At 57.6% G+C, this 16,281-nt stretch carries 15 protein-coding genes and 1 tRNA gene; 6 read left to right on the top strand and 10 right to left on the bottom strand.

Translation table 11 applies throughout. The annotated features are described in order from the left end of the window. Positions 1-8 precede the first annotated feature (8 nt). Both IPK32_01930 and IPK32_01925 read left to right on the top strand, forming a co-directional pair. The gene (locus IPK32_01930) at positions 9-392 is read left to right on the top strand and encodes a prepilin-type N-terminal cleavage/methylation domain-containing protein (GenBank protein MBK8090776.1); all 384 of its coding nucleotides are present in this window, start codon (positions 9-11) and stop codon (positions 390-392) included. Between the two features lie 326 nt (positions 393-718). Further along, positions 719-1,087, top strand: a complete 369-nt coding sequence (locus tag IPK32_01925) for a hypothetical protein (GenBank protein ID MBK8090775.1) — start codon at positions 719-721, stop codon at positions 1,085-1,087. Between the two features lie 6 nt (positions 1,088-1,093). On the opposite strand, the gene IPK32_01920 is transcribed toward IPK32_01925, so the two are convergent. The 8 genes from IPK32_01920 to IPK32_01885 all read right to left on the bottom strand — a co-directional run bounded on the left by IPK32_01920 (position 1,094) and on the right by IPK32_01885 (position 9,257). Then, on the bottom strand, positions 1,094-2,236 hold the full coding sequence (locus tag IPK32_01920; GenBank protein ID MBK8090774.1) for an HRDC domain-containing protein: 1,143 nt from the start codon (positions 2,234-2,236) through the stop codon (positions 1,094-1,096). Beyond that, the gene (gene rho, locus IPK32_01915) at positions 2,236-3,696 is read right to left on the bottom strand and encodes a transcription termination factor Rho (protein ID MBK8090773.1); all 1,461 of its coding nucleotides are present in this window, start codon (positions 3,694-3,696) and stop codon (positions 2,236-2,238) included. Before rho ends, IPK32_01920 begins: the two co-directional genes overlap by 1 nt. Before the next feature lie 8 nt (positions 3,697-3,704). Beyond that, positions 3,705-4,253, bottom strand: coding sequence for a dephospho-CoA kinase (gene coaE, locus IPK32_01910; protein MBK8090772.1), 549 nt, complete (start codon positions 4,251-4,253; stop codon positions 3,705-3,707). A gap of 140 nt (positions 4,254-4,393) precedes the next feature. Beyond that, positions 4,394-4,468, bottom strand: a tRNA-Arg gene (locus IPK32_01905). 61 nt (positions 4,469-4,529) lie between these two features. Beyond that, positions 4,530-5,966 carry an AAA family ATPase gene (locus tag IPK32_01900; protein MBK8090771.1) on the bottom strand — a complete coding sequence of 479 codons (1,437 nt, stop codon included), beginning with the start codon at positions 5,964-5,966 and terminating at the stop codon, positions 4,530-4,532. A gap of 137 nt (positions 5,967-6,103) precedes the next feature. Further along, positions 6,104-7,315 (bottom strand): radical SAM protein, encoded by a 1,212-nt coding sequence (locus tag IPK32_01895; protein MBK8090770.1) that lies wholly within the window; start codon positions 7,313-7,315, stop codon positions 6,104-6,106. Between the two features lie 223 nt (positions 7,316-7,538). Further along, entirely contained in the window at positions 7,539-8,513 is a 975-nt protein-coding gene (locus IPK32_01890) for a GDP-mannose 4,6-dehydratase (GenBank protein MBK8090769.1), read from the bottom strand. Positions 8,514-8,681: 168 nt separating this feature from the next. After that, positions 8,682-9,257 (bottom strand): hypothetical protein, encoded by a 576-nt coding sequence (locus tag IPK32_01885; GenBank protein ID MBK8090768.1) that lies wholly within the window; start codon positions 9,255-9,257, stop codon positions 8,682-8,684. 64 nt (positions 9,258-9,321) lie between these two features. Here IPK32_01885 and IPK32_01880 point away from each other — a divergent pair, with 64 nt between their 5' ends. Further along, complete coding sequence (locus IPK32_01880) at positions 9,322-9,657, top strand: hypothetical protein (protein MBK8090767.1); 336 nt, start codon at positions 9,322-9,324, stop codon at positions 9,655-9,657. A gap of 287 nt (positions 9,658-9,944) precedes the next feature. Here the strand turns inward: IPK32_01880 and IPK32_01875 are convergent, their stop codons facing one another. Then, the gene (locus tag IPK32_01875; GenBank protein MBK8090766.1) at positions 9,945-10,592 is read right to left on the bottom strand and encodes a hypothetical protein; all 648 of its coding nucleotides are present in this window, start codon (positions 10,590-10,592) and stop codon (positions 9,945-9,947) included. Between the two features lie 104 nt (positions 10,593-10,696). Here IPK32_01875 and IPK32_01870 point away from each other — a divergent pair, with 104 nt between their 5' ends. Continuing rightward, on the top strand, positions 10,697-12,043 hold the full coding sequence (locus tag IPK32_01870) for a Gfo/Idh/MocA family oxidoreductase (protein ID MBK8090765.1): 1,347 nt from the start codon (positions 10,697-10,699) through the stop codon (positions 12,041-12,043). Between the two features lie 84 nt (positions 12,044-12,127). Here the strand turns inward: IPK32_01870 and IPK32_01865 are convergent, their stop codons facing one another. Next, positions 12,128-12,727 carry a helix-turn-helix transcriptional regulator gene (locus IPK32_01865; protein ID MBK8090764.1) on the bottom strand — a complete coding sequence of 200 codons (600 nt, stop codon included), beginning with the start codon at positions 12,725-12,727 and terminating at the stop codon, positions 12,128-12,130. 89 nt (positions 12,728-12,816) lie between these two features. On the opposite strand from IPK32_01865, the gene tdh reads away from it, so the two are divergent. Then, positions 12,817-13,842, top strand: coding sequence for an L-threonine 3-dehydrogenase (gene tdh, locus IPK32_01860; protein ID MBK8090763.1), 1,026 nt, complete (start codon positions 12,817-12,819; stop codon positions 13,840-13,842). Between the two features lie 72 nt (positions 13,843-13,914). Then, a complete protein-coding gene (locus IPK32_01855; protein MBK8090762.1) occupies positions 13,915-16,140 on the top strand; it encodes a hypothetical protein in 2,226 nt (741 codons plus the stop codon). The last annotated feature ends 141 nt before the right edge of the window (positions 16,141-16,281 follow it).

Here is a 16,281-nt window from a genome sequence, read left to right as displayed (position 1 = left end):
GAACCACTATGAAAAACGTCAAACTCACCTCCCTTAAGGCCGGCTTCTCCCTCGTGGAAATGCTCGTTGTCATCGCCATCATCGGTATCATCGCCGCCATCGCGATCCCAAACATCGGTAACCTCAACGAGTCCGCTCGTAACGCCTCCGCTCAGCGCAATGCCCAGACCGTCGCTTCCGTGCTTAACGCCGCTATCTCCGCTGGCGTCAGCACCTCCGGCTGGACGACTGCTGGACTGATCGACACCGCTGAAACTGGCGTCAGCCCCATCGATGGTGCCTTCAAAGACCGCATGTTCACCTCCGGTGAAATCGACGACAGCGAAGAAGCTAAGGCAGTTGCCCATCTGTCCTTCGACAGCGCTCAGAACCAAGTCCGCTATACCCCCTAATCCCGCTCAGGCTTAAGGCCTGAAACCATGAGTGACTGATTTTTTTTCAATCCGCTACTCGTGATCCAAATCTGCCGCCAGGGAGCCTTCTCCCTGGCGGCTTTTTGTTGGTTGTGTTAGGTCGTGTAGGTTGGGGCTTTTTATGAGACACGCCTTGATGAGTTTTCCTGGAGTCTGGCAGAAAAGTTGCTAGGTGTGCCTGTCCTGCCCGTATTTTCCTCATCAACTACTCACCCTTTTCAAATTTTTAATAATCGCACATGCTGGATGTTCAACGTTACCGAGGCGACGCCTTCCGTGAAGAAGTGATTTTTTCGCGAAAGGTGATGCTGATTCATCTAATCACGGGTGCCGTGGTGATCACTCTCTTGCTTTTTCATGAGCTTTTTGGCTGGTTCGGGGGTGTTTTGGCCTGGTATGGGGCCGTGGTGATGGCCATGCTCGGCTATATGAGTAGCATGAACTGGTGCCGGTGGGTTTTGGCGCTGCTTTTTGTCATTGCGACGGCCACTGGGCTATATTTTACGACGAGCGTCTTTCCCACGCTGCAAGCGCCGAAGGCTCCCATCGTCCCCCAGACCCTCATACCCATCTGGGTGGGGCTGATGAACCTAATTTTCGGGGTTTGCGCTATTTTGATGCTTTTTAGCGGAAAAATCCGCCGCGCTGGCGTGGTGGGCTTTACGCTCTGGTGATGGCTTTTAGGCCACTGGTAGTGCCTTTTCGAGCGCTTCGTGCATCAACTCATGCTGCCAGGGCATGAGATGGGCCTTCGGATCGGATTGGATGACGAGTTCCTCCATCGTGGCACGGGAGCCGAGTAGGGAGGACTCGATGTCCAGTCCAGCGGCGATTTTGTCGCGTGCCAGACAGAGATTTTCGATGCTGTCGCGCTGGGCATCACTGAGGCGGCCCTTGGTTTTCTTCGGACGCTGCGGCCATTCGGCTGGATCGGATTGCTCCACGCTGATGGCGATGTCGATCAGCTCCTTTTTCCAACGCGGGCGCCAGCCATTGGGCGGCTGGATGGTGTGTCCTGCCTCAAACTGCTCGGCGTAGGCCACCATTTGCTTGTTCGACATGATTTTAAAGCACGGGACATCACGCTGCCGGGCGATTTCCTCACGCCAGTCCCACATGCCTTTGAGGAGTGCGAGGCCTTTGGGATGTAGGCGACCACCACCATTCACACGCCAGGGATCTTCACGCGGGGCATTGTCCCGTGCGGCTACGTCGTCTTGTAGCTCGCGGCAGCTTTGGTGAAACCAGTCCTCCCTGTCCTTGGAGCGCAATCCCGCGACCAAAATATCCGCGAGCGTCAGCAGATAGCGGACGTCGTCCACAGCGTAACTGAGCATGTTCGGAGGGAGTGGGCGGCGGCTCCAGTCGGCTTTTTGTGAAGCTTTGCAGAGCTCCAGATCAAAATGGTTCTTCACTAATGCAGCGAGGCCGAACTGCCGTGCACCGAGTAATCGTGCGGCGATCTGGGTGTCACGGATGATGCGTGGACTCCAGCCATAGGTGCGGCGCAGGAGCGTGAGATCATAGTCAGCTCCGTGAAACCAGAGCTCTCCCTCATCAAGCAGATCGAGCAGGGTGCCGACATCTGCTATCGCCAGCGGATCGACCAAGGCATAGCGCCCGGCACAATTCACCTGCAGGAGGCAAAGTTTTTCATGATAGTGGTGCAGGCTATCTGCCTCAGTATCCAGGCAGCAGCGCTTATCAGAGCTACTAGCCAGCCAGGCTCGCATCTGCGTGGTCCATCGCTCCAGGTGCTCTGGGGTGTCGATGAACTCGTAATCGGTGGCGGGCTGACCGCCGGTGGCTGGGCCTGGATTCATTACTTGAGGCCGCCTAATAGGATTTCCGCATTGGCGCTGGTGCGGTTGATATTTCGGAGCAGCAGCTCAAGAGCCTCGACGGCGGGCACCTGGGCGAGTTGCTTGCGGATTTGAGCGATGCGGCGGAATTCATCTGGGTGGTAGAGCATGTCATCACGGCGAGTGCCGGATTTGAGCACATGCAGGGCAGGGAAGATACGGCGTTCACTGATCTCGCGGTCCAGCGTGGCCTCCATGTTGCCCGTGCCTTTGAATTCCTCAAAAATGACCTCATCCATGCGGCTCTCTGTCTCGATGAGGGCTGTGGCGATGATCGTGAGACTACCACCTTCCTCGACGTTGCGGGCAGCGCCGAAGAATTTTTTCGGTTTGAGCAGCGCATTCTTGCCCACACCACCGCTCATGAGGGCACCTTTGCCGCTTTGGAGCATGTTGTAGCCACGGGCGAGGCGGGTGATGCTGTCTAGCAGGATCACCACGTCTTTTTTCATCTCCACGAGGCGGCAGGCACGCTCGCGCACCACATCGGCTACTTGGGTGTGGCGTTTCGGGCTTTCATCAAAGGTGGAGCTGTAAATCTCACAGCCCTGTACCGTCTCTTCGAAGTCGGTGACCTCTTCGGGGCGTTCATCGAGCAGCAGCACGATGAGTTCGATCTCCTTGTGATTATGCACGATAGCCTTGGCGATGTCTTTGAGCAGCACCGTCTTGCCACTACGCGGTGGCGCACAGAGTAGGCCGCGCTGGCCTTTGCCCAGCGGAGCTATCAGATCCAGGATGCGTACGCTCGGGGGGCAGGGGCGAGGCATTTCCAAAATGATGCGCTTGTTCGGGAAAGTCGCCGTCAGTTTGTCAAAATCCGTGGGGGCCTCCCATTGGTCGATCGGCACACCCTCCACCTCCGTGATACGGTCGATGGCGATGTACTTGTCCTTATCCTTTGGAGCCTTCGCAAAGCCCGCGATCTGCTGGCTGGCGCGGAGATTGAATTTCCGCACCAGAAACAGAGGCACAAACACATCCTCCGGCAGCGGCGCGAAGCTGAACTTCGGAAAGCGAATGAGGCCGAAATTCTCTGCGCCGATTTCTAGGACACCCTGCACCTTCAGCCGGGTCTTGTTCTCCGCCATGAAGGAGCACAGATCATAGATGAGCTGGTGCTTTGTCCGCGCCACATTGAGCTTGAAGCCCACCGTTTCAGCCAGGGCCAAAATCTCGGCCAAAGAGGCATCTTGCAGCTCATTGATCGAGACCTCTTGGGGGAAGGGGGGCAGAGCACCCTCGGGCGCTTTTGGCTCCTCGGCAGTAGCGGGAGCCTCCGCTTCGACAGGGGCGGAGGCAGCGTCGCTGGTGGTTGACGCATCTGGCGCAGCGTCAGGCAGCAGGGCGGCGGACGGAGAAGTCTCGACAGCAGTCGGCGTGTCCTCGGTAGCGGTTACGGGGGCGGGGGTATCGTTCATTCGTTTGCTCAAAGTTGGCTCCTGACCAGCGTCAGCGCCTGGGCCTCCAGCGCTGGCATACCGCCATCATTCCAGATGACGATATCCGCGCGTTCGGCTTTGGCAGCGATGGACCACTGGGCATTCAGGAACGATTGGACGGTCTGTTCATCGAGTCCCCTGTTTTCCATCATTCGCCTGACTTGTACCGACCGGCTGGCAGCCACCACGATGACCAAGTCTGCTGAAACTGTGCTACCACACTCATAGTGTAGTGGGACTTCCGCAACAAAAACCTTCGACTGCGGCGCTGCTGCCACTCTTGCCTCCTCGAACCGCTCAAAAACCCGTGGATGCAGCACTTTCTCCAGCCTCGCTCGCAGTGCGGGCACTGGTAGCACCTGCTCCCGCAGCCAGCTCCGGTTCAGCTTCCTTTCCCCATTCCGCTCTAGTACTTCTGGGCCAAATTCTGCCACCAGGGCCTCTACGACCAGTTTTTCCTCATAAAGAGCCTTCACCGCCTCATCGGCGGAAAAAAAGCAGGCCTCAGCCCCCACGATTTCCCGCAGCAGCTTCACAAAGGACGATTTGCCAGTTCCGGCACCCCCAGTCACGATCCAAGTTTTCACGCATCAGCCCATAAACAGCCGCCCAGTCCTCACAAGGCCATAAATCACTGCCTGAGGGCACAAATAGCTCTTTCAGCCATGTTTCCGGCTGGTGCGCCCGCCAGGAATCGAACCTGGATATGCGGCTTCGGAGACCACCATTCTATCCGTTGAACTACGGGCGCTTGCTACGGGGCGCATTCCGTCGCACGCGGGTGACACGGCGGCAAGTGCGAATTCCATCCCTCAGCGTTCCTTCTTCGTATTCGTGGGGGTGGTGCTGAGGACTTTGCGCATGTCATTCACAAAACCATCCGGCGCAGCTTGCTGCTCGGCATGGGTGCGCACTCCCTCAAACCAGCCCTGCGTCGTCGGAGTGTGTGTGCGGGCTACACTCAGGAGTAACTCCGGCGTGATCGGTACGGCATGTCCACTGTGGATCGCTGAGGAGAGCGCTAGTTCTGCGGCTCGATCAAAGACCCACTTCAAATCTGCTCCCGTGAAGCCCGTGGTCGCGTCGATGAGCTCGGTGGCGTCGAATTCTGCGATGGGTTTGTCTTTGGAGAGTAGGCCGATGATCTGCGCCCGTGCAGGCGCATCCGGCGGTGGCACGAAGATGGCCTGATCGAAGCGCCCTGGCCTACGAAAGGCCGGATCGAGTGCCCATGGCTGGTTCGTGGCTCCGATGACGAGGATGCGCTGATTTTCTCCCCGGATTCCGTCCATCTCGTGCAGGAACTGATTCACGAGGCTGCGCATCTGACTCTCACGCACCTGTCTGCGATCTTGGGCTAGGGAGTCCAGGTCATCGAAAACGATCACACAGGGCGAGTTCGCCCGTGCTGCTTCGAAGAACTGATGCAGATTCCGCTCTGGGTTCCCATAGTAGGGGTCAAAAATCTCGTGCAGACCGACCGCGAGGTAATTGCACGCCACTTCGCCGGCTACCGCACGCAGGATCGTGGTCTTGCCGCAGCCAGGTGGGCCATAGATGAGAATGCCGCCCCCAGTTTTGCGGCCGTAGGCCTTATATAAATCCGGAAATTGCAGCGGATAGGTGATCTTCAGCCGGATCTCCTCCTTCACCTCATCCATGCCACCGACATCATCAAAGGTCAGTGTGCTGCGATTCGGATCATCCGGGCCAAAAAATGTCTCTGGCCGCCAATCAGGCTCTGCACCGTCAAACGAGTCCTCCATGAACTCCTCTGCCTCTCCGGTGGGGGCAGGGGATTCGCTGGAGCTGGCCTCCACCGCAGGTGCGGCGGCTGTTTTGCGTGCATCACGGGCGGTGCGGCCCAGCTCGCTCTCTAGAGCGCCATCGCTGATGCTGCCGTCGATCTGTGCCGCGAGGTCAAAATGCTCCACGGCCTTCTTTTTGTCTCCCTCGCTCAAATAGACACGGGAGAGGAGCAAATGCGCTGGGGCATGGTTCGGATCGAGGAAGAGCACATGCTCCGCACGCACGGCGGCACCAGAATTATCACCCTCCATGAAAACGACGCGTGCTAGGCCCAGGTGAGCATCTGCATGATCAGGGTCGAGCTCGATGACACGGCCGAAGGCCTGCCGTGCCTCATCCAGATCCATCTCCTCCAAGCATGCACGGCCTTGTAGTAACAGGAGCGAAACATTGTTCGGCGACTGTGCGAGCGCGTCACGGAGTGCGGTAGAGTCAGGCATGTGGGGGTTTGACCTGACTTTGGGTGTCCTGCGCTCAACATTCAACTACGAAGGCGAATCCGGGCCAAATGCCCTTTGGGGTGGCAGATGGGCTCGTTTTTGACCAGTCGAGGTGCCGTGGACTAGGCGCAGTGCCCCTAGGAGCTCTTTTCTAGGCCGCGATAGACGCCGAAGTCATTGAAGAAGAACTTTTTGGCCAACCAATACATCCAGTGCTTTTCGGCAATTTCTTCGCCTTCACGCCATTGGCTGGTGCGGGGTGTCATGCTCTCGATCTCGGCCATCGCGGTCTGGCGTATGGTGCTGTCCTTGGCGCTGTGCTTGGTGACCACGGCTTTGACCAGATCAGGACGCTCCAGCACGATGCAGCCACGCGTATTCTGCGCCGCGATGCTGCGGAAATCTCGGAGGAACTCGCTTTTCGTGAAGACATCAAAGAGATCATCCTGCGTGCGCACGCTTTCTTTGGCGAATTGGATGATCGGACATGGCTCGATGGCACCGGTGGGGCTGATGTGGTGGCTGATGCCATTGGCCATGGGGCACAGCGCCTGGCCCTGGTGGTCATAATAGGCATCCACGATGGCGATGGGCAGCTTTGCCCGCATTTCCACGACGAAACGCCGTACCTGAGTGATCTGGGCAGGCGTGAGAGCTAGCTCGGCGCTGATCTTTGGCCCGACGGGGCGATAGGTGTGATACCAGGCGTAGTGCACCCCCATGTCGATGAGGCGGTGCAGCCAGGACTCCGTGAGTAGGTCATCGATGTTCGTTTTGCACAGGCTAGTGGCCACACCTGTGAGCACGCGAGCATCCAGGCAGTTTTGTAGCCCGCGCAGCGTGCGAGTGAGCACTTCTTTATTGCCACGGCGTTCGTTGCTAACGATCTCGGTGCCTTCGATGCTGACCAGTGGTGTGACGTTGCCTAGCTTGCGCATGTTCGTGGCCGCTTTCTCCGTGATCATCTGGCCATTTGAAAAGACCTGGAAGTAAGCGTCTGGGTGCATGGCCAGGAAATCGAAAAGCTCTGGGTGCATGAAGGGCTCTCCCCCCAAGATGCCGAAAAAGGCATTTCCGCGCCGCTTTGCATCGTTCACGATTTTATTGAGCTCATCGAGATTGAGAGACTCACGCGGTTTATCCACATCGACCCAGCAGCCCTGGCAGCGGAGATTGCAGGAGTTCAGAATGGAGATGTAGAAGAACGGCGGGAAGAACTGCCCCTGACGCATGCGCTGCTTATGCAGCATCACCGACCGCGCTCCTTTGAAGCCGAAATTCCAGCCGATCTTCGCCAGGCAGAGCGGATCGACAGTGCGGAGAATGCGGGAGGTCAGGGAGATGAGCATGTGAAAAGGCAGATTTGGAAGGACGGCAGCAGTTTATAAGTGCGGGCAAGAGGTCGTGTTGCGGCCAAAGGTCAAGAAAGGGTGTTGTTTGGGGTGATAATCCATGTCTCCGCACCAGTGGCATCCCTTGAGCCTTTGCGCCCAGCCATTATGGAGTGAAATGGGGCGATCTAGTGGCTCAGAAAACGAGCGTCGCTCAATGCGGTGCTAGTGGGCGCTGGAATCAACTCACAGCCAATCCGCGAGCCCGCATGTCGCGGAACCAGGCGACGTATTGCGGTATGCCTTCGTCGATGTGTGTTTTGGGGTGAAAGCCTAGATCACGCGTGGCTTTGCTCACATCGGCAGAGGTGAGGGGGACGTCTCCGGGTTGCTCAGGAAGGGGCTTGATGAGTGCTTTTTTGCCCACAGCAGATTCCACAGAGGTGATCAAGTCATTGAGCGAGACGGTCTGGGAGCCTCCGAGGTTATAGATGTCGAAAAGCGGACCACTGCGATGCTCCAGGGCCCCCATGATGCCGTCCACGATGTCGCTCACGTAGGTGTAGTCACGCATGGTGTTGCCGTCGCCGTACTTGTCGATGGGAAGACCGTCTTCAATGAGGCGTGTGAATTTTGAAATGGCCAGATCTGGTCTCTGGCGTGGGCCATAGACGGTGAAGAATCGCAAGCATACACAGCGCATGCCGTGCAGATGGCTATGGTTGGAGCACATTTGCTCGCCAGCCATTTTTGTCATCGCATAGGGGCTGATGGTCTGCAAAATGGGGTCGCTCTCGCAAAAAGGCACTTTTTTGTTCACGCCGTAAACCGAGCTGCTGCTGGCAAAGATGAACTGCGGCACACCCGTGCGGCGTGCAGCGTCCAGGAGGTGAAAGGTGCCTTTGATATTCGTGTCGATGTAGAGTTCAGGATCGGCGATGGATGGCCGTACGCCTGCGCGGGCGGCTAGATGGATCACGGCATCGAAGCGCCCATGCTCAAAAACTTGCCTCACAAAGGCTCCGTCTGTTATGTCGCCCTCAGCGATGGTGATGCGGTCGAGGATGGGCTCGATGTTTGCTCTTTTGATGGCTGGATTGTAGTAATCATTGAAGCTCTCGATTGCTGTCACGTCGTAGGCTCCGCCCTGGAGCAGGCGGTCGATGGTATGGGAGCCGATGAATCCGGCACCGCCGGTGACAAGGATGCGTTTCATGTAGAAGGAGATCAAAAGTGCCCAATTCCGATAACCACGAGGCCAGTTCGCGAATCGGGAGAAAGGGGGCAATTCTATGGTTTTGTCTCGGATAATTGCAACCCTAGAGGAAAAGGGATTGACGGCAGATGCCGATATTCGCTAATAAGGAACAATTCCCCTCCTATTTTATATCTCCTGACACATGAGCGACTCTGAAAATCCCTCCTCCACGCCGAAAACCTCCGCCGTGCCGCTTAAAAAGGAAACCGTCCGTATCACGCTACGTGCCCGACCTGGTGCAGGAGTGACGCAGGCTCGCGAAGCGACGGCTCCAGTCACACCCAGCTCGTCCACGACCTCCTCCGTGTCTCCTTCTGCTCCGCGCAACTCCACTGCGCCGATCCAGCTCCCATCGGCTCCTCTGCCTCCCCCTGCGCCGAAATCTGCGACTTCGCCGGTGAAGCTGCCTTCGCCCCCGCTTTCTCCTCCCTCTAAGAAGACCACTTCTGCCATTCCAGTCGTGTCGGCACCAGCTCCCAGTGCTCCATCGCCAATGGCACCCCCAGCAGCCCGCCCGCCGGGTGCGCCCCCCGTCGCCCCGCGTCCGCCGGGTGCCCCCCCCGTTCCCACAGCCTCTTTGCCTGCGGCTACACGGCCACTCGCAAAAGCCCCTGGAGCACCCACGGCTGCCGCTCCCCGAGTCGAATCGGGTGCCCCTACGGTTCCCTTGGCCGCTGGAGCTCCGAGGCCTGTCGCGCCCAAGCCTCCAGGCTCAGGTACTGGTCCGATGGTCAGTGGTGGCACTGCTCCTCTGCCAAAAGCGACCGTGAAGCTGCAGCCCACCCAGGCGATGCAGCGTGCCCCCATCTCCGCTCCCCCTAGCGCACCAGTGAAACGCAGTGCCCAGGCAGATTCCGAGCAGTTCTATGAAGAATCAGATCCCGATGCTGGGCTGATGCCATTGGCCGCGATCGCATTCCTGCTGGCCGCTGTCCTTCTAGTCGTCCAGATGCTGGGTGCTGACATGGTGACAAAGGATGTCGCTGGTGGTACCTCGCCGCTCATGGTGCCTGATCCTGGTGCCATGAAGTGGGAGCAACGAAACAGCAGCACGGGTGCTTGGACTCAGACTTTCTCCAACGAGCTCAAATCCATCCCGTAACGAGTGGCTGTAGCACCAGCCTTTTTACCTCACCTCCACTTAACTTTCTTTCGTTATGCTCGCTTGGCTCGTCTTTATCTTCGCTATTCTCGCCCTAGCCTTGAATTTCATGGCTCAGAGTGGTGGCTTGTGATTTTTTCACGTCGAAGTGAATGAATCGAGGGGCGACTCTCGGGAATGTCCACTTGGTCGCAAAGCTGGGTATCCAGCACATGCACTGCAATTCCAAGAGGGCGGCATAAAAAGCCGTTACCCTGGGTTTATAGGGAGGTTTTATCCGTTTGGAATCACAACGACCAAAGGGTGCCGCCGTTGCCGTAACGTGAGGGGCTTCCAGAGGAAGATGTGGAGCCTGAGCGGGTGTTGTAGCCGTCGTAGTAGCCACGTTCAAAGCTGGAGCGCTTGCGGGGATCATAACGACCTACATGCACCGCTGGGTCCGCCACGCGTCCACCAGTGCGGTCACGCAGGCCATAGTCGTAGCCCTGTTGATACGCGGCGTCACGCTCCTCGATGCGTGGTTGAGGCGCAGGTTGGTTGTAGGGAGTCGGCTGACCGTAGCTGCCACCAGGCAAAGGTGGGGTGTAACTGCCGTAGGGATTGGCGGGTGGGCGGTTTAGGTTGTTGAGGCTGCTCACGGTCTGCTCGTAACCGTCATTGTAGCCATCGCGGTAAGCCAGCTCAGTATTCGGATCGAAGCGCTTGGAGCGGTAGCGATTGTAATTCTGACTTTGACGGCGTTGGGCATCGTATTGACCATCCTGGGTGCCGCGCTCATAGGCCATCTGATTGAGCTCGCGTCCATTCTCACGCACCTCGGCGCGGCGTTGGCCACCGTACGGGTCTGCATAAGGATCATGTCCCATATCCATCATGTAGGGATCGATGCAGCTCGAAAGCAGGGTGCAAAGGCAGAGAAGAATCAGTTGTTTCATGGCCAGTGGATGTTAGGAGCGGGCATTCTGAACGCAAGGATGCCTTTTCGCACTTCGTTTGGATGTGTCCGCGCCAGACGCATTCATTTTTCTTTTTCCAACCTATGCAAAACCACGCCAAACGTCGTCACTTCGTCAAAACAGCCGCTGCCTCCATCGCAGCGCCATTTATCCTCCCTTCTCGCGTCTGGAGCGCGGCCACGGCCCCCAGTAGCCGCCTAAATCTCGGTTTCATCGGCCTCGGCAAGATGAATAGCGGCCATCTCAATAACTTCCTTAGCCGTGACACCGTCCAAGTCGTTGCCGTTTGTGATGTGGACACAAGCCGCCGCGAGAACGCCAAGCAGACCGTGGAGAAACGTTACGGTGAGAAGAAAGTGGAAGGCTATAAAGGCTGCTCTTCTTACAGTGACTTCCGCGAGCTCGTCGCACGCAAAGACATCGACGCTGTCGTGATTGCTACGCCGGATCACTGGCACACCATCACCTCCATCGCCGCGCTGAATGCAGGTAAGGACGTGTATTGTGAAAAACCACTCACACATAACATTCACGAGGCCGTCACACTCATCGACGCCGTGCGGAAAAATAACCGCATCCTCCAGACCGGCTCCCAGCAGCGCTCTAGCAAGGAATTCCGCATCGCCTGCGAATTGGTGCGCAATGGCGTCATCGGCAAAATTCAGCGAGTGGAGACTCAGTTCGGCTCACCTGCGAAGCCGAATGCCAACAAAGAAGAACCTATGGAGCCAGGACTCGATTGGGACATGTGGTGCGGCCCTGCACCGCTCGCTCCATATAGCAGCGTGCTCAGTCCGCGTGGTGTGCATAATCATTTCCCAGCTTGGCGCATGACACGTGAATACGGCGGCGGCATGATCACCGACTGGGGTGCCCACCACATCGACATTGCCCAGTGGGGGCTAGGAGAGGATGAAAAAGGCCCCGTCGAAATCATCGCTCCAGAAAAGCATGATGAGGCGACTCACGGTGCCAAGCTCATCTACGCCAGCGGCATCCCACTGACGCATGTGAACAACGGTTTCGGCGTCAGCTTCTACGGCGAAAACGGCGAGGTTCACGTCAACCGTGGCAAATTCAAACTCGTGCTCGGTGGTAAAGTTGTACACGAATTCATCGGCAAGGAAACGAAAGGAACCTCTCTCGATCGCGAAGTCCTCCTCGCAGAGAAGGAGCACCTCGCCAATGCCAGCGTGAAGCTCTACGACTCCAAAAATCATCACGAAGACTGGCTCAATGCCATCCAGACCCGTCAGAAGCCCATCGCCGATGTTGCCATCGGAGCCAGCACCGTCATTTCCTGCCATCTCATGAATCAGGCCTACTACCACGGCGGCACCCACAAGTGGAACCCCGAAAAGCACGAGTACATCAGCGGTGGTGATGCCAAATGGTTGACCCGCGAATATCGTGGCGAGTGGAAGGTGTGATTCTGCGAAATCTATCGCAGCCCTTTGGCCCGAAGAGGGCTCTCTGAATGTGCCCAAGCAGTGAGTGTGACTGCTTGCGGTGCTTCAGCGATATATCACCACGAGGAAGACCAGTGCGGTGCCTTTGCCCGTATTGATGATGGCGTGTGGCACATCGGCACGGTAGGTGCCGCTGTCTCCTTTGGTCAGTTCGTCGTTATCCTGATCGGACTCGATGCGGACGCTGCCTTCCTCGACGGTGAGAAACTCACGCGTGCCTTCGAAGTGCGGCTGTGAGCGCAGGGCACCGCCTGGATTCAGCGTGAGCTCATAGAACTCGACATCCTTTTCCAGGTTCAGCGGGGAGAGGGTGCGGATTTCACACTGTTTATCACTGCGAAAGACTTGGGCACGATCCGTGGCGCGGATGACCTGGATTCTCGATGCACTGCTCTCTGCGCTTTCGATGAGTTCTTGCAAAGTAAGCCCAAAAGCCCTCGCGATGCGGAAGGTGACGGTGAGAGTGGGGTTGGCTTTTTCACGCTCGATTTCGCTGAGCATGCTGCGACTCACGCCGCTAGCGGTGGCCAGTTCTTCGAGCGACCAGCCGCGATCTGCGCGGAGCTTCTTCACGCGTTTGCCCAGGTTTTCATTGATGGCTTCTGGGTTGGGGGCTGGGGGTGTGGATTTACGTTTGGAGGGCATGTGTGGCGGTATAGCGGAAGATGATCTGGTAAAATAGAAAAATTTGATTGCCAATATACCGGAATATCGTCCAAGATGCCGACATAACCATGAAATCACTCGTAAAAGCACGCTCTGAGCGCGGACTATGGCTCCAGGATGTCCCGGAGCCGCAGGTCGGCATCAATGATGTCCTCATCAAGGTCCGTAAAACCGGTATCTGCGGCACGGACTTGCATATTTACAAATGGGATGCCTGGGCACAGAAGACCATCCCCGTGCCGATGGTGGTGGGGCATGAGTTTGTCGGGGAGGTGGTGGCAGTGGGCTCCAATGTGAACGACTTCCATCTGGGGGAAATCGTCAGCGCTGAGGGGCATGTCGTGTGTGGTCGCTGTCGCAACTGCCTAGCTGGCCGCCGCCATCTATGCAAAGACACCGTCGGTATCGGGGTGAATCGAGCCGGGGCTTTTGCGGAGTACATTAGTGTGCCGATGACCAATGTGTGGCACCACCGGGAGGGCGTGGACGAGGAGGTAGCGAGCATTTTCGACCCGTTTGGCAATGCCGTCCACACAGCCCTGGCCTTTGAATGCCTGGGGGAGGATGTTTTGATCACGGGCGCAGGGCCAATAGGCATCATGGCCATCCCGGTGGTGAAGCACGCGGGGGCCCGCCATGTCGTCATCACGGATGTGAATGAGTATCGACTCGATCTGGCTCGCAAGATGGGGGCGACGGTTGCCCTCAATGTCAAAACCGGCTCCATCGCTGATGTGCAGAAGCAGTTGGGGATGAAAGAGGGCTTCGATGTGGGCCTGGAGATGAGTGGGAATGCGGCAGCCTTTCGTGACATGATCGATAGCATGTGCCACGGGGGCAAGATCGCCATGCTCGGTATCCCCAGTGAGCAGATCGCCATCGACTGGAATAAAGTCATCTTCAATATGCTCACCATCCACGGCATCTACGGGCGTGAGATGTATGAGACCTGGTATCAGATGAGTGTGATGTTGGAGAGTGGTGTGAATATCGCGCCCGTCATCACGCACCGCTTTCACTACACCGAGTTCGAGCGGGGATTCGCCGCCATGGAAAGCGGCGATTGTGGCAAAGTCGTGCTCGATTGGACGTAGCCTCATGCTCGATCACCGCGCTGCATCTCTCTTGTGGAAAAACTCTCGCCCATCCTTCATTCTCACCAACTCATGAAATACCGCCTCACACTCCTATCCACCCTCCTGCTCATGTTTGCGCATCAGTCGCAGGCCCAGATGCCTGCTGCACTGGTGAATGCAGAGCGTGCCAAACTCCTCGCAAGCGTGAAATCGGTGCCAAAGCTCGGAGCATGTGGGCCAGTCGCGATTTGGGGCACGATGGCCTTCCCCATCCTCTCTGCGCCGAATGCAGATGGCGTAGAAATGGCCATCGCCGCTGCTGCCGGCTACGCGAAGGGCCGCGTGGTCCTCTTTGGTCAGAATAGCTACCTCAGTGGCAGTGGTGGTGGTGACCACGGACAACTCCTGGAGAACTGCGTCAAATGGGCAGCCAACAAAGAAAAGCCTCGCATCGGCCTGCGCGGTGCTCAATCGGCCGCCGCCACGCTCCAAAAGCGGGGCTTCCGCACGGAGTCGATGGAGAAGCTCGATAAAAAATCGCTCAATGACTACGATGTCGTCATCGTCAACATGCAGGGCCTCATATCCACCGAGGATGGCGCTGCGGTGTTCGAGTTCATCAAAGGCGGTGGCGGCTTCATCGGCGGAATGTCAGGCTGGGCCTTTGGACAGACGAGCGGGGGCAAAGATCTGGCCACCTCACACGGGCTCAATCAAGCGCTGTTGCCCATCGGCGTGGCGATCACGGACATGACCGCCTTTGATCGACTCCCCGCCTTTGATGCGCGGATCGAGCTGTCGCCGCTCATGAATGCGGCAGAGGCGATCGGAGCGATCCGAAAGCAACAGCAGGGGCAGGGAGCGGCCATCACGCCCGAGCAGCTCAAGCAGGGCTCCAATGCCATCCAGATCGCTCTCGCGGCACAGTCGCCGGGGCGGAACAATCTCCAGGTCGCCGTACTCGGTGCCCTAGGCAATGCTGATGCCAATGTCCCCGTGCCGACGCGTGAGACACCGCTCACCGATGCCCAGCACGGACCTGCACGCATGCGATTGGGCATGGAGGCACGGGTTTTGAAGCTTGCGTCAGGTGGAGCCGTCGTTCCACATCCTGCGCATGAGGTCTTTCCTGGCAAAGTGCCCGCCACAGCTCCGCGCATAAAAGGGGAACAGGTCATCAGTCCGGCGATTTCTGGCTGGACGAGCACCGGGCTCTACGCTGCTGCGGGTGACAGCATCACCGTCACCATACCCGCTGCTTTTGCAGGGAAGGGCTATGCCGTGCGCATCGGCTGCCACAACGATACACTTTACCACCTCGATAAATGGCAACGCGTGCCAGACATCTGTCGCAGCGTTTCACTGGAGGAGCCCGTGACCAAGACGGCTAGCGCCTTTGGTGGACTCATTTACATCGAGGTGCCCTCGCGTGAGCGTGACAATCAGGCGACCTGCCCCGTGACCATCGAAAATGCCGTCGCGGCCCCCTATTTCGTGCTGGGGAAGGATACCGATGAAACGTGGAAGCAAATTCAGAATCGCCCCGCTCCATGGGCCGAGCTCGCTGGCAGCAAAATGGTTGTCTCCTGTCCGTCCGAGGTCGCCCGCAATATCAAGAATCCCACTGAGCTCATGACCTTCTGGGACGCCGTCGTCACCGCGCAGGATGACCTCTCCAATCAGACCGCCGAGCGCCGCCGCCCAGAGCGCATCGTCTGCGATGTGCAGATCAGCGCAGGCTACATGCATAGCGGATACCCCATCATGGTGCCCACCAGCGCCGCGCCGGAGATGGTCACGCTGACACGGCTCAAGTGGCCAGGTTGGGGCTTTTACCACGAGATCGGCCATAACCATCAGCGATCCGATTTCACCTTTGCAGGCACGGGTGAGGTCACGAACAATGTCATCGGCATGTACTGCTATGAAGCCGTCTTGAAGAAGGATAAAACGGTGGGCCATACCGGGGCACTGCCAGAGCGGCAGCGCGAGTACATGAAGGAAATCAAAAAAGCAGCCGACAAATGGGCGCTTTGGAAAAAGGAGCCCTTTTTAGCGCTCACCACCTACGTTCAGCTCATCGACGCATTCGGCTGGGAGAGCTGGCGTGCGTATCTGTACAGCTTTGCGGACGAATCCTTCGGTCCCAAGCCCGAAAACGATGAGGAGGCCCGCGATCAGTTCCTGGTGCGTTATTCCAAGATCACGAAAAAGAACCTCGCTCCCTTCCTGGAGTTCTGGGGCATCCCATTGAGCTCCCAGGCCAAGGCCGCAGTCAGCAGCCTGGAGCCTTGGATGCCCAAAGGGGCCAACTGAGCCCACGGGGCCTACTTTTGGCTATTCACGCCTTGTGAGATTTCGACCTGGAAACACCTCAAAGTCTCGCAGCAGCGAGATTTGGCGGCCCAAGTCAATGCTTGTGGTCCGAGGCCGATTTTGGTAAAAACACTCACTTTT

Source organism: Verrucomicrobiaceae bacterium (assembly GCA_016713035.1).
Lineage (GTDB): Bacteria > Verrucomicrobiota > Verrucomicrobiia > Verrucomicrobiales > Verrucomicrobiaceae > Prosthecobacter.
This window is presented reverse-complemented; position numbering and strand designations above follow the sequence as displayed.